General features: G+C 60.3%; 8 protein-coding genes. 6 read left to right on the forward strand and 2 right to left on the reverse strand.

Features of this window, described 5'->3' with window-relative positions; all coding sequences use genetic code 11:
- Positions 1 to 64 precede the first annotated feature (64 nt).
- The 6 genes from ACOTZP_RS00285 to ACOTZP_RS00310 all read left to right on the forward strand — a co-directional run bounded on the left by ACOTZP_RS00285 (position 65) and on the right by ACOTZP_RS00310 (position 11,057).
- Positions 65 to 1,312 (forward strand): CmpA/NrtA family ABC transporter substrate-binding protein, encoded by a 1,248-nt coding sequence (locus tag ACOTZP_RS00285; RefSeq protein WP_271074650.1) that lies wholly within the window; start codon positions 65 to 67, stop codon positions 1,310 to 1,312.
- Positions 1,313 to 1,314: 2 nt separating this feature from the next.
- Complete coding sequence (ntrB, locus tag ACOTZP_RS00290) at positions 1,315 to 2,193, forward strand: nitrate ABC transporter permease (RefSeq protein WP_022648369.1); 879 nt, start codon at positions 1,315 to 1,317, stop codon at positions 2,191 to 2,193.
- Positions 2,194 to 2,202: 9 nt separating this feature from the next.
- The gene (locus ACOTZP_RS00295; protein WP_042715167.1) at positions 2,203 to 2,991 is read left to right on the forward strand and encodes an ABC transporter ATP-binding protein; all 789 of its coding nucleotides are present in this window, start codon (positions 2,203 to 2,205) and stop codon (positions 2,989 to 2,991) included.
- A gap of 12 nt (positions 2,992 to 3,003) precedes the next feature.
- Positions 3,004 to 6,990 carry a nitrite reductase large subunit NirB gene (gene nirB / locus ACOTZP_RS00300; protein ID WP_421633576.1) on the forward strand — a complete coding sequence of 1,329 codons (3,987 nt, stop codon included), beginning with the start codon at positions 3,004 to 3,006 and terminating at the stop codon, positions 6,988 to 6,990.
- Complete coding sequence (locus tag ACOTZP_RS00305) at positions 6,987 to 9,464, forward strand: nitrate reductase (RefSeq protein WP_271074652.1); 2,478 nt, start codon at positions 6,987 to 6,989, stop codon at positions 9,462 to 9,464. The genes nirB and ACOTZP_RS00305 overlap by 4 nt, the downstream gene beginning before the upstream one ends.
- 174 nt (positions 9,465 to 9,638) lie before the next feature.
- Complete coding sequence (locus tag ACOTZP_RS00310; RefSeq protein ID WP_022648365.1) at positions 9,639 to 11,057, forward strand: YchO/YchP family invasin; 1,419 nt, start codon at positions 9,639 to 9,641, stop codon at positions 11,055 to 11,057.
- 1 nt (position 11,058) lies between these two features.
- Here the strand turns inward: ACOTZP_RS00310 and narL are convergent, their stop codons facing one another.
- Both narL and narX read right to left on the reverse strand, forming a co-directional pair.
- Positions 11,059 to 11,709: a two-component system response regulator NarL gene (narL, locus tag ACOTZP_RS00315; RefSeq protein WP_003856701.1), complete on the reverse strand. Its 651-nt coding sequence runs from the start codon at positions 11,707 to 11,709 to the stop codon at positions 11,059 to 11,061.
- Complete coding sequence (gene narX / locus ACOTZP_RS00320) at positions 11,702 to 13,498, reverse strand: nitrate/nitrite two-component system sensor histidine kinase NarX (protein ID WP_271074654.1); 1,797 nt, start codon at positions 13,496 to 13,498, stop codon at positions 11,702 to 11,704. The genes narL and narX overlap by 8 nt, the downstream gene beginning before the upstream one ends.
- Positions 13,499 to 13,647: the final 149 nt, after the last annotated feature.

Here is a 13,647-nt window from a genome sequence, read left to right on the forward strand (position 1 = left end):
AAAGGCGTCCAGCGGTGCTTCAGCACCGTCGGGCGCTTTTTTTTGCCTTTTTTCAGGAGCAGTTATGGCGAATTTGTCGAGACGGCGTTTATTGCAGGCCAGCATGCTGGCGAGTGGTGCGATGCTGTTGCCGGGTGTCATGCAGGCCGCATGGGCGGCGGGGTCAGATAAGCCGGAGCAGGATACCGTGCGTATCGGGTTTATCCCCCTGACCGATTGCGCGCCAGTGGTTATCGCGGCCCTGAAAGGGTTCGATAAAAAACACGGCATTACCATTGTACCTACTAAAGAGGCGAGCTGGGCGGCGGTGCGCGACAAGCTGGTGGCAGGGGAGCTGGACGCCGCACACATTCTTTACGGCCTGCTGTACGGACTGGAGCTGGGTATCGCGGGCAAGCCGCAGCAGATGGCGAACCTGATGACTCTCAACCAGAACGGTCAGGCCATTACGCTCTCCAGCGATCTGGCGGAGAAGGGCGTTCGTGATCTCGACGGGCTGAAAAAGCTGATTATACAGCAGGCACCGGGAACCTACACCTTCGCGCATACCTTCCCGACGGGGACACACGCTATGTGGCTCTACTACTGGCTGGCCAGTGCGGGCATTAACCCGTTTGACGACGTGCGCACTGTGGTGGTCCCGCCGCCACAGATGGTGATGAACATGCGCATCGGCAACATGGTCGGGTTCTGCGTCGGCGAGCCGTGGAACGCGCGGGCGATTAACGACCGCATCGGGTTTACCGCCGCCACGTCACAGTCCATCTGGGCCGATCACCCGGAAAAGATCCTCGGCACCCGACGCGACTGGGTGGCGAAAAATCCGCACACCGCACGGGCGCTGGTGAGCGCCGTGATGGAAGCCGCGCGCTGGATCGAGGCGTCAGCGGAAAACAAACGTGAAACCGCGCAGATCCTCTCGCGCCGCGCATGGCTCAACTGCAAGGAACAATACCTCACCGGACGCATGCTCGGCGAATACGACAACGGGCTCGGTCAGCGCTGGCAGGATGCGCACCCGATCCGTTTCTTCAACGAGGGTGCCGTGAGCTACCCGTATCTCTCCGACGGCATGTGGTTCTTAACCCAGTTCCGTCGCTGGGGCTTGCTCAACGCCGCGCCGGATTATGCGGGCATCGCACAGCGCATTAACCAGACCGCGGTCTGGCAGGATGCCGCGACCGCCGTGGGCGGCATGTCCACACCGTCATCACCGTATCGCAGCAGTACCCTGATGGACGGCACCGTCTGGAACGGCACCGATCCGGAAGGGTACGCCAACCACTTCGCCATTCACCGTAAAGGGGCCTGAGTATGCAGCATCTGCAAAATACGCAACCACAAGAGAAGTCAGAGAGCGGGGAAGTGATTGTCCTGCCTCCGCTACAGGTTCGCCGTCGTGCGCCAGCGTTTACGCGTCGGATGAATGAGTTTTTACAGCGCGTCATCCCGGCGCTGCTCGGTCTCGGTCTGCTGGTGGTGCTCTGGCAGCTGGCGGCGATAAACAGTAAAGGTTTCCCGACGCCGCTCAGCACGCTCGATTCGGCCATGACCCTGTTTGCCGATCCGTTTTATCGCGACGGGCCAAACGATATGGGCATTGGCTGGAACGTGCTGGCGTCGTTGCAGCGCGTCGCCATCGGCTTCGGTCTGGCGGCGCTGGCGGGCATTCCGCTGGGCTTTTTGATTGGGCGCTTCACCTTTTTCTCCCGCATGTTCAACCCGCTGATCGCGCTCCTGCGTCCGGTCAGCCCGCTGGCCTGGCTGCCTATCGGCCTGCTGCTGTTCCAGAAAGCGGAGCCCGCGTCGAGCTGGACCATTTTCATCTGCTCCATCTGGCCGATGGTCATTAACACCGCCGAAGGGGTGCGCCGTATTCCGCAAGACTACCTCAACGTGGCCCGGGTGCTGCAACTCTCAGAGTGGACCATCATGCGCCGCATTCTTTTCCCCGCCGTGCTGCCTGCGGTGTTGACCGGGGTACGTCTCTCCATTGGCATTGCCTGGCTGGTGATTGTCGCCGCCGAGATGCTCACCGGAGGTTTAGGCATTGGCTTCTGGATCTGGAATGAGTGGAACAACCTCAACGTCGAAAACATTCTCATCGCCATCGTCATCATTGGCGTGGTCGGGTTGCTGCTGGAGCAGGGGCTGATGCTGATCGCCCGTCGCTTTAGCTGGCAGGAAAAATAAGGAGTGAAGATGAAACCTTTAATTCAGGTCCAGGCCGTGAGCCAGCGTTTTTCCACCGCCAGCGGCGAGTTTCTGGCACTGCAAAACGTCTCTTTTGATATCCACGAGGGCGAAACCGTCAGTCTGATTGGTCACTCCGGCTGCGGCAAGTCGACCCTGTTAAACCTGATCGCCGGGATCACGCTGCCGACGGAAGGCGGGCTGATTTGCGACAACCGCGAAATCGCCGGGCCGGGGCCTGAGCGTGCGGTAGTGTTTCAGAATCATTCGCTGCTGCCGTGGTTAACCTGCTTCGACAACGTGGCGCTGGCGGTGGATCAGGTCTTCCGACGCACCATGAGTAAGGCCGAGCGCAAAGAGTGGATTGAGCACAATCTCGACCGGGTGCAGATGGGCCACGCGCTGCATAAGCGCCCCGGGGAGATCTCCGGCGGTATGAAGCAGCGCGTCGGTATTGCCCGGGCGCTGGCAATGAAGCCGAAAGTGCTGCTTATGGATGAGCCGTTTGGCGCGCTCGATGCGCTGACGCGTGCCCATCTTCAGGACTCGGTGATGCAGATCCAGCAGGCGCTGAACACCACCATCGTGCTCATCACTCACGACGTGGACGAGGCGGTACTGCTCTCTGACCGCGTACTGATGATGACCAACGGCCCGGCGGCCACCGTGGGTGAGATCCTGCGCGTCGATCTGCCGCGCCCGCGCAACCGGGTGCAGCTGGCGGACGATAGCCGCTATCACCACATGCGCCAGCAGATCCTCCATTTCCTCTACGAAAAACAGCCGAAAGCGGCGTAATGAGGGGGCACGATGCGACTGGTCATTATCGGTAATGGTATGGCGGCAACCCGGCTGATTGCATCGCTCACCGGGCGTGTGACCGGTCGTTTTGCTATCACCGTCATCGGTGACGAGCCGGAGCAGGCGTACAACCGCATCCAGCTTTCGCCGGTGCTGAGTGGTGAAAAGCAGGCGGAGCACATCTGTCTGCACGATGAAGACTGGTACACGGCACGAGGCGTGACGGTGCTGCGAGGAGAAACGGTGCTCGCAGTAGACGTTAACGCGCGTAAAGTGCGTACCTCTGCTCGCACGCTGGGCTGGGATGCGCTGGTGTTTGCCACCGGGTCTACCCCTGTAGTGCCGCCGATCCCCGGCGGCGATGCGCCGCATGTGTTCACCTTTCGCACCCTGGCAGAGACCCGCGCCATCCAGAACCTCTCCGGTCCGGCGGTAGTGCTGGGCGGTGGCGTACTTGGCGTGGAAGCAGCGGCAGCGCTGGCGCGCAACGGTGACAACGTCACGCTTATCCATCGTGGTCCCTGGCTGATGGAACAGCAGCTGGATCAGCAGGCGGGACTGCTGCTTGAAGAGGCGCTGACGGCGCGGGGTGTTAGCTGTGAATTCGCCTCTGGCATCGCGGCGATTAACGGCAAGAGCGTGACGCTACTCAACGGGCACAGCGTCACCGCCGCGCGCGTGGTGCTGGCCACGGGTGTACAACCCAACGTTGCGCTGGCAAAAGCCAGCGGCATTCACTGCGCGCGCGGCATCGTGGTGGATCACCAGATGCAAACCTCCGTGCCGGATATCTACGCCATCGGCGAGTGCTGTGAAATTGACGGCCAGACATTTGGCCTGGTCGCCCCCTGTCTGGCGCAGGCGGATATTCTCGCCGCGCGGCTGGCCGGGGAGATCACCGCGCCGTTTACCCGGACCGACAACGGCGTGCGTCTTAAGGTGACCGGCGTGGAGCTGTTCAGCCTCGGACGCGCGACGGCGCAGGCGGACGATGTGGTATGGAGTTCATGGGATCCGCTCACCCGTCACTATCGACGTTTACTGATCCATCAGGGGGCGCTGGCTGGCGTGCTGCTGCTGGGTGACTGCCGCAGCGCGGCAACCTTTACCGATTTACTGGCAACGGCTGCGCCCGCCCACGCGGACTGGCTGTTCGATCGTTTCACAACGCAACCGCAGGTTGCAGGACAGAACGCTATGACAAAACCTACTCTGGTGGTGGTTGGGCACGGTATGGTCGGCCATCATTTCCTCGAAGACTGCGTTAACCGCAATTTGCATCAGCAGTATCAGATTATTGTTTTTGGCGAAGAGCGCTATGTGGCCTATGACCGCGTGCATCTGTCGGAATATTTTGGCGGACGCAGCGCGGACTCGCTCTCGCTGGTGGCGGGGGAGTTCTTTGCCGATAACGGTATAGAGCTGCGCCTCTCGCAGCAGATTGTCGCTATCGATCGTGATGCACACGTTGTGCGTACCGCCAGCGGCCATGAAACCCACTGGGATAAGCTGGTGCTGGCGACCGGCTCGTACCCGTTCGTACCGCCCGTTCCGGGCAGCGATCTGCCGGGTTGTTTTGTCTACCGCACCCTCGACGATCTGGACAATATTGCGGCCCATGCGGCAGGCTCTCGCCGCGGCGTGGTAATTGGCGGCGGCCTGCTGGGGCTGGAGGCGGCGAATGCGCTTAAGCAGCTAGGGCTGGAAACCCACGTGGTGGAGTTTGCGCCGAACCTGATGGCGGTGCAGCTCGACAGCGACGGTGCGGCAATGCTGCGCAAGAAAATTGAGGCGCTGGGCGTAGGGGTACACACCAGTAAATCGACGACGGAGATTGCCACCGCATACGACGGGCTGGTACTGCGCTTTGCCGATGGTGAACAGCTGGAAACGGACATGGTCGTCTTCTCTGCCGGTATTCGTCCGCAGGACGCGCTGGCACGCAGCAGCGGGCTGGCTATTGGCGAGCGCGGCGGGATCTGTATTGACGACGGCTGCCGGACCTCCGATCCGGACGTGCTTGCCATCGGGGAATGCGCGCTGTGGGAGGGGAAAATCTTTGGCCTGGTGGCCCCGGGCTACCAGATGGCGCGCGTGGCTGCCGCTGTGCTGGCGGGTGAGGAGAAGCGCTTCACCGGCGCGGATATGAGTACCAAACTCAAGTTGCTGGGGGTGGATGTGGCGTCGTTTGGTGATGCCCACGGGCGCACGCCGGGGGCGCTGAGCTACCAGTGGACGCACGGGCCGCAGCAAATCTACAAAAAAATTGTGGTCAGTCACGACAGCAAAACCCTGCTGGGTGGCGTGCTGGTGGGCGATGCCAGCGAATACGCCACGCTGGTGCAGATGATGCTTAACGGCATTAGTCTGCCAAAAGAGCCGGAAACGCTGATCTTACCCGCGTCGTCAGGCTGCGCGCCGAAAGCGCTGGGCGTGGCGGCGCTGCCGGAAAGCGCGCAGATCTGTTCGTGTCATAACGTCAGCAAAGGGGATATCTGCCTGGCGGTAAGTGCGGGCGCAACGGATATCGGCGCCATTAAGCAGTGCACCAAAGCGGCGACCGGCTGCGGAGGTTGTAGCGCGCTGGTGAAGCAGGTGATGGAGTTCCAGCTTGCGGAGCAGGGCGTGGAGGTGAAAAAAGATATCTGTGAGCACTTCCCGTACTCGCGTCAGGAGATATACCACCTGGTGCGCGTCAACCATATCCGGACCTTCGACCAGCTTATCAGCCGTTACGGACAAGGGCACGGCTGTGAGATCTGTAAACCGCTGGTGGGATCAGTTCTGGCCTCCTGCTGGAACGAATACCTGCTGAAACCGGCGCATCTGCCGCTGCAGGACACCAACGACCGCTACTTTGCCAATATTCAGAAGGACGGAACGTATTCCATCGTGCCGCGCATGCCCGCCGGGGAAGTGACGGCCGACGGGCTGATCGCCATCGGCCAGATTGCGAAACGCTATAGCCTTTACAGCAAAATCACCGGCGGACAGCGTATTGACCTGTTTGGCGCCACGCTCGAACAGTTGCCGGAAATCTGGCAGGCGCTGGTGGAGGCCGGATTTGAGACCGGACATGCGTACGGGAAATCCCTGCGCACGGTGAAATCCTGCGTCGGGTCGACCTGGTGTCGCTATGGCGTGCAGGACTCCACCGGCCTTGCGGTCAAACTGGAGCATCGCTACAAGGGGTTACGTGCGCCGCACAAAATCAAAATGGCGGTCTCCGGCTGTACCCGTGAGTGCGCAGAGGCGCAAAGCAAAGACGTGGGGGTGATTGCCACGGACAAGGGCTGGAACCTTTATCTGTGCGGCAACGGCGGGATGAAGCCGCGCCACGCGGATCTCTTTGCCAGCGATCTGGACGACGAAACGCTGATCCGCACCGTTGACCGTTTCCTGATGTTCTACATTCGCACGGCAGATCGTCTGCAACGCACCAGTACCTGGATGGATAACCTGGAAGGCGGCCTCGACTATCTGCGCGAGGTGATCCTCAACGACAGCCTGGGGATCGCCCACGAGCTGGAGCAGGAGATGGCCCGGGTGGTGGAGACCTATCAGTGCGAATGGCAAACCACCCTCAACGATCCTGATCGCCTGGCGCTGTTCCGCACCGCGGTGAATGTCCCTGCCGCGGCGGAGAGCAAGCGCTGGCAGGAAATTTGCGGCATCAATGATATCCCCGAGCAGGCTGGCATCGGCGCGCGGCTTGGCCGAAAACCGATTGCGCTGTTCCGCTTTGGAACGTCCGTTTATGCCCTGGACGACCTGGAGCCGGGCAGCAGCGCGAACGTGCTTTCGCGCGGCATCCTTGGCGATGCAGCGGGCGAGCCGGTGGTGATTTCCCCGCTTTACAAGCAGCGCATACGTCTGCGCGATGGGTGTCAGGTGGAGAACGGCGAACCCGTGGTGCGCGCCTGGCCGGTAAAAATTGAAAACGGCAAGGTTTGGGTTGGAAGCCAAGAGCTGGTGATGCGTGCGGAGGCCTCATGACGGAAACCCGTACAACGTGCCCTTACTGCGGGGTGGGCTGCGGTGTGGTCGCCAGTGTGGAAGATGGCGCGGTAAGCGTTCGTGGGGATGAAACTCATCCGGCGAACTTTGGTCGCCTGTGCGTAAAAGGATCTGCCCTTGGGGAAACGACGGGGTTGCAGGGACGTCTGCTGCGCCCGGTTGTTGACGGCATAGAGGTGGCATGGCCGCAGGCGCTGGGTGAAGCGGGCGAGCGGCTACGGAAGATCATCAACGTATGGGGGCCGCAGGCGGTGGCGTTTTATGCCTCCGGCCAGCTGTTGACCGAGGATTACTATGCGGCCAACAAGCTGATGAAAGGCTTTATCGGGGCGGCGAACATTGATACCAACTCGCGGCTGTGCATGTCGTCAGCGGTGGTGGGCTACAAACGCGCCTTCGGTGAAGACATTGTGCCGTGCAGCTACGAGGACGTGGAAAACAGCGATCTGGTGGTACTCGTTGGCTCAAACGCGGCCTGGACGCATCCGGTGCTGTATCAGCGGCTGGTGCAGGCAAAACGCAGCAACCCGCAGATGAAAGTGGTCGTGATCGATCCGCGCAAAACCGCCACCTGCGATGTCGCTGACCTGCATCTGGCGCTTAAGCCCGGCAGCGACGCCGGGCTGTTTGTGGGATTGCTCAATCTGATTCAGGGGAGCGGCGAGTGGCCGATTCCTCACGTGGCCGCGTTTTGCGATCTGCCTTCAGACGAGATTGGCACCTTCTACGACTGGTTTGTCACTGCGCCACGCGCGATCACGCTCTACACCATGGGGATCAACCAGTCCTCCAGCGGCAGCGACAAGTGTAACGCCATCATTAACGTGCATCTTGCCAGCGGGAAGTTCAACCGTTCGGGCTGCGGCCCGTTTTCGCTGACCGGACAGCCAAACGCCATGGGCGGGCGGGAAGTGGGTGGGCTGGCGAACCAGCTGGCGGCGCACATGAACTTCGAGCCGGACGATCTTTCGCGTGTGGCGCGTTTCTGGGGAACCGAGCGGCTGGCACAAACGCCGGGGCTGATGGCGGTAGAGCTGTTTGACGCTATTGCCCGCGGCGAGGTGAAAGCGGTGTGGATCATGGGCACCAATCCTGCCGTGTCACTTCCCGACAGCCACGCGGTGTGCCAGGCCCTGGCAGTCTGCCCGCTGGTCATAGTATCTGAGGTGATGCAGGAGACGGACACCAGCCGGTTTGCTCATATCCGTTTTCCCGCCCTGGGCTGGGGCGAAAAAGACGGAACGGTGACCAATTCCGAGCGGCGTATTTCGCGCCAGCGCGCGTTTCTGCCTGCGCCGGGCGAGGCCAGACCGGACTGGTGGATCATCGCCCGGATCGCAGAGCAGCTCGGTTATGGCGATGCCTTCGCCTGGGAACACCCTCATGAGATATTTTGTGAACATGCGGCGCTGACGGCGTTTGAAAATAACGGCGAACGGGTGCTAAACCTGCGCGAACTGGCGTCGCTGTCGCGAGAGGCGTGGGACGAGCTGGCGCCTTATCAGTGGCATGCCGGTGATTTCCCGCAAAGAAATCTTGTACCGGTTGATCCTTCCTCGCATGGGGCAGGCGTCGACGAATTGTACCCCTTGATACTGAATACCGGGCGGATCCGCGATCAGTGGCACACCATGACGCGCACGGGGTATGTTCCGCGCCTGATGCAGCATATCGATGAGCCTTTTATTGAGATGAACGCAACCGATGCGGCGCGCGCGGGGCTGACTGACGGCCAGCTGGCGCGGATAAGTTCCCCGCGCGGGGTCATGGTTGCCAGAGTACGTATCTCTACCGCACAGCGTGCGGGCGAGCTGTTTGCGCCGATGCACTGGAACGCGCAGTTTGCCCGGCAGGGGAAGGTCAACGCGCTGGTGGAAGGGCGGATTGATGCCTGGTCCGGCCAGCCGGAGAGTAAACAAACCGCGGTGAGGATCCTGCCCTGGCTACCCGCCTGGCAGGGGGAGCTGTATGCCCGCGAGTTGCCAGCGCTGCCGCTGTCGGTCTGCTGGTGGCGTAAAGCCTCACGTCTGACGGTGGCGGGGGAGCAGCCGTTGCTGTCGTGGGTCATGGCGTACGCCAGCGGTCGGGGCTGGCAGTTACAGGTGGCACAGACGGGAGAACGCAGCAGCGTGCTCGCCTGGCATCACGGCGAGCTGATGCTGGGCTACTGGGAAGGCCAGACGCTGCCTGCGCTGGCGCATGCGTTTATTGAAGAAGCCTTTGCTGCTGCGCCCGTACAACTTGCTGAACGCCACGCGCTGCTGCACGGACAACGGCCGGGCGAAGATGCCGATCCCGGGCGAATTATCTGTAGCTGCTTTAGCGTGGGTGAAAATACGATACGTAAGGCGATAGCCGGAGGCTGTAATTCTGCCGCAGCGCTGGGCGTGAAGCTGCGTTGCGGTACGAACTGCGGCTCCTGCCTGCCGGAGCTGAAAGGGCTGTTGGGATAATAGTGTAAAGGCGTCAGGTGGCGGCTTCGCACCGGCACGAATTTGTAGGTCGGGTAAGGCGAAGCCGCCACCCGACAATTCTGTTCAGGATATTCCTGAAATTTCTGTTAAGACTGGTTTTCAGGGCTTATGGCGTTAACATAATAAGTGTTTGTTCATAAACACAGGTTCTGATTGACGACGTTGAAGGCTGTATCGTCCCGCATCCGTTTTTTGCTGTTACTCCCCCTTTTTACGGCTGGAGCCGTTCACGGTGCGCCGAAATCCTTCGTGCAGCAGGCGCAAAATCCGTTTGATAACAACGGCGATAGTCTGCCGGATCTCGGTATGGCGCAACCGACTACCGAAGGCGAAAAGCACCTGGCTGAAATGGCAAAGGCCTTCGGTGAAGCCAGTATGATCGATAACGGCCTGACGGCCGGGCAGCAGGCGCGACAGTTCGCGTTTGGCAAGGTGCGGGATGCCGTCAGCGGGGAAGTCAACGAGCAGATCGAATCCTGGCTTTCCCCCTGGGGTAACGCCAATGTCAATGTACTGGTGGATGACGACGGTAACTTTAATGGCAGCAGCGGAAGCTGGTTTATCCCCTGGAGCGACAACACCCGCTATCTGAGCTGGAGCCAGCTTGGCCTGACGCAGCAGACAGACGGGCTGGTGAGCAACGTCGGGATCGGGCAGCGCTGGGTTGCCGGAAACTGGCTGCTGGGCTACAACACCTTTTACGACAACCTGCTGGAAGACAACCTGCAACGTGCCGGACTGGGCGCAGAGGCGTGGGGCGAAAACCTTCGCCTGTCGGCCAATTACTACCAGCCGTTCGCTGGCTGGCAGCCGCGTTCCGACATCCGGGAGCAGCGCATGGCGCGCGGGTACGACGTAACGGCCAAAGCCTGGCTTCCCTGGTTTCATCACCTGAACACCAGCGTCAGCTTTGAACAGTATTTTGGCGATAACGTCGATCTGTTTAACAGCGGTACGGGGTATCACAACCCGGTTGCGGTCAACCTGGGGCTGAATTATACCCCCGTTCCGCTGGTCACCCTGACGGCTGCCCATAAGCAGGGGGAGAGCGGCGTTAGCCAGAATAACCTCGGGCTGAAGCTCAACTATCGCTTTGGTGTGCCGCTGGCGAAACAGCTTTCCGCCGGGGAAGTGGCGGCGACGCGCTCGCTACGGGGCAGCCGCTATGATTCACCTGAGCGTGATAATCTGCCCGTGATGGAATTCCGTCAGCGTAAAACCCTCTCGGTCTATCTGGCCACGCCGCCGTGGGATCTTAAGCCAGGCGAAACTGTGATGCTGAAGCTGCAAATTCGCAGCACGCACGGTATCCGTCAGATCCACTGGCTGGGTGATACCCAGGCGCTCAGCCTGACCTCACCGGCAAACAGCAACAGCAGCGATGGCTGGAGCATAATCATGCCCGCCTGGAACGACGCGGAAGGGGCGAAAAACGAATGGCGGCTTACGGCCGTGGTGGAAGATAAGGATGGGCAGCGTGTCTCCTCCAATGAGATCACGCTTTCCGTGGTGCAACCGCTCGTCGCAATGCCTGCCGACGATCCACGGTGGAAGTTGCTGCCGGATGAGTAAGTTAAAAAATGCGCTCCTGATGCACCCAGACGGCGGCTTCGACGCGGGATTTTAACTTCATTTTCTTCAGCATGTGTTTGACATGCACTTTGACCGTGCTCTCGGTGATGTCCAGACGGCGGGCGATCATTTTGTTCGGCAGACCCTGAGCAATCAGCTTCAGAATGTCGCGCTCGCGCGGGGTCAACTGGCTGACGTCACGGTCAGACGTGGCGCGGTTCGCACGCAGGCTGGCGGCCAGTACCGGCGTTAACGCTTCACTCAGCACCATCTCGCCTGCGGCAGCCTGTTGCAGCGCCTTGAGCAGATCTTCCGGCTCCATATCTTTCAGCAGATAGCCGTCTGCCCCCCGCTTGAGGGCGGTGACCACGTCTTCTTCATGGTTTGAGACGCTGAAGACCACCACCCGGCCAGAGAGGGATTTCTCCCGCAGCTTGTCGAGGGTTTCCAGGCCATTCATGCCCGGCATGTTGAGATCGAGCAAGATCAAATCAGGATCGAGCGATTCGGCAAGTTCAATACCCTGTTCGCCGTTGCTGGCTTCCCCGACGACGGTGATATCGGGCGCCATGCTGACAAGCTGTTTAACGCCAGTGCGCAGCATCGGATGATCGTCAATCAACAGGATAGATGCCGGTTCCTGATTAGTCATGGTTTTCTCCTTGAGCAGTTATGAGGGGCTTTTCGGGTATAAAGGTGACCACGACTTCGGTGCCACCTGACTCTCCCCGGCGAATCTGGCAATCACCGCGCAGGCTTTGCGCGCGGTCTCGCATGATGATTAAACCATAATGGTTCGTTCGTTCGGCATTTTCCGGCACGCCGCGGCCGTTATCCTGAACCCTGAGCTTCACCTGATTATCCTGGCAGCTGACGGTGACCGTGACGGCCGTCGCCTCGGCATGCTTGAGCACGTTGCTCAGGGCTTCACGGGCAATTTGCAGCACATGGATCGCCTGGTGAGAGGGGACAAAACGCGGTGGCAACTGGTAATCCAGCTTCACCGGGAAGCCCAGCCGGGCACTAAACTCCTGACAGCTGGACTCCAGCGCAGGGCGTAGCCCCGGCTCGGTGAGCTGTAAACGGAAGGTGGTCAGCAGCTCGCGAAGCTGAATCCACGAGGTGTTAAGCTCGTTGCGGATCTGGCTGAGCAGCTGTTTGCTGCTCTCGGGCATGCCTTCGTCCTGCATTTGCAGGCAACTCACCTGCATCTTCATGCAGGAGAGGGACTGGGCGATGGAGTCATGCAGCTCGCGGGCGATAGTGGCGCGCTCCTCCATCACGATCAGCTGCTGCTGTTTCTCCTGGTGACGGTCGAGCGCCAGCGTGGCCGTGAGCTGCTCTACAAGAGTATCGACCAGCTGCTGCTGGTCGTGGCTCAGGTGACGTCCGGCGGGCAGGGTGGCCAGCAAAATACCATACTGGGTATGGCTGTCCATCAGCCGCCACTTGAGGGTCGTGCCGCTGGTGGTAAGCGGCGGCAAGCCGCGCGGGCAAAGATGACACCCTTTATCGTCGCAGGAGATGTCCGACTGACAGGTAAATTCCTGATGGTTTTCCTCATCTTCAACGTCGTAAACCCGTAGCTCAAGATCGTGGAGCAGAGTCAGGTTTTGCAGGCCGTTCAGTACCGGCGAGAGACGCTCGCAAAGCGGTACCTGCATATGCAGGCGACGGTTCGCCTGCCAGAGGAAAGAGAGGATCTCGTTTTTCTGCTCAAGCCCGGCGGTTTTCTCCTGAACGCGTTTTTCCAGTACCGCGTAGCTTTCAGATAGCTCCGCCGACATGGTGTTGAGCGCCTCGCCGAGCATCGCCATTTCGTTGCGCCCGCTGATGTGCGTGCGTTGGGTAAAATCGCGCTGTGTGACGGCGCGGGCCATTGCCAGGAGTTGCTTCCAGGGGTTAAGCAACCGCGCGCGCAGCCAGATAACCGTGAAAATCAGCAGCAAACCCATAAACAGCGCCATTGCGCGGTGAACCATCACTACGCGGTCAATTCGTAACTCTGTGGTGCGATCGAACGAGGAGACGAGATGATCGATGCGTGACACAAACCCGGCGACATCCTGGGCGACCGTTTCCCGGTCCTCCGCCCGCTTTAACCCGGGCTCCAGCTGGGTATGCCAGTAGCCCTGAAGCGCCTTAAGCTGAGATTGCTGGCCGTCACGGATGGCGGCTCTTTCCAGTTCAGGGCTGAATGCGGTACGCTCCATTTCGTCGATAAGCGGTTGGTCAGCCTGCGTCAGCGGCACCGACGCCAGCAGCCGGTAACTCTGCATACGTAGCGAGCCTGCCTCGTTGATGGCATGCGCATTACCCTGCACACCCTGTACCAGCCAGCCAGAAATAGCCATGCCGGTCACACCGATAGCGGTGGACAGCAGAACAATAAGCGCCAGCTGGTTAACCAGCGTCAGCGGAGATAAACATCTTTTTAACATAGAGTTGCCGGGCTCCTGACGTGACCTGATTGCAGGAATGGCGCTATTCTGGTGCATACCCTGGAGTATACCCATACCAATAAAGGATTACCTCTAAATTGCCAGAGAGGTAACGGTTAGTGGGTGGACGAAGCAGGGATGCGTCAGCA

This window comes from Enterobacter cloacae complex sp. SYL001 (assembly GCF_049237025.1).
GTDB classification, from domain to species: domain Bacteria; phylum Pseudomonadota; class Gammaproteobacteria; order Enterobacterales; family Enterobacteriaceae; genus Enterobacter; species Enterobacter intestinihominis.

Bases quoted from the DNA above. Each gene is read 5' to 3' on its own strand.
- ntrB (WP_022648369.1), top strand. From the start codon at position 1,315: ATGCAGCATCTGCAAAATACGCAACCACAAGAGAAGTCAGAGAGCGGG.
- ACOTZP_RS00295 (WP_042715167.1), top strand. From the start codon at position 2,203: ATGAAACCTTTAATTCAGGTCCAGGCCGTGAGCCAGCGTTTTTCCACC.
- nirB (WP_421633576.1), top strand. From the start codon at position 3,004: ATGCGACTGGTCATTATCGGTAATGGTATGGCGGCAACCCGGCTGATT.
- narX (WP_271074654.1), bottom strand. From the start codon at position 13,498: ATGTTAAAAAGATGTTTATCTCCGCTGACGCTGGTTAACCAGCTGGCG.
- ACOTZP_RS00285 (WP_271074650.1), top strand. From the start codon at position 65: ATGGCGAATTTGTCGAGACGGCGTTTATTGCAGGCCAGCATGCTGGCG.
- ACOTZP_RS00305 (WP_271074652.1), top strand. From the start codon at position 6,987: ATGACGGAAACCCGTACAACGTGCCCTTACTGCGGGGTGGGCTGCGGT.
- narL (WP_003856701.1), bottom strand. From the start codon at position 11,709: ATGACTAATCAGGAACCGGCATCTATCCTGTTGATTGACGATCATCCG.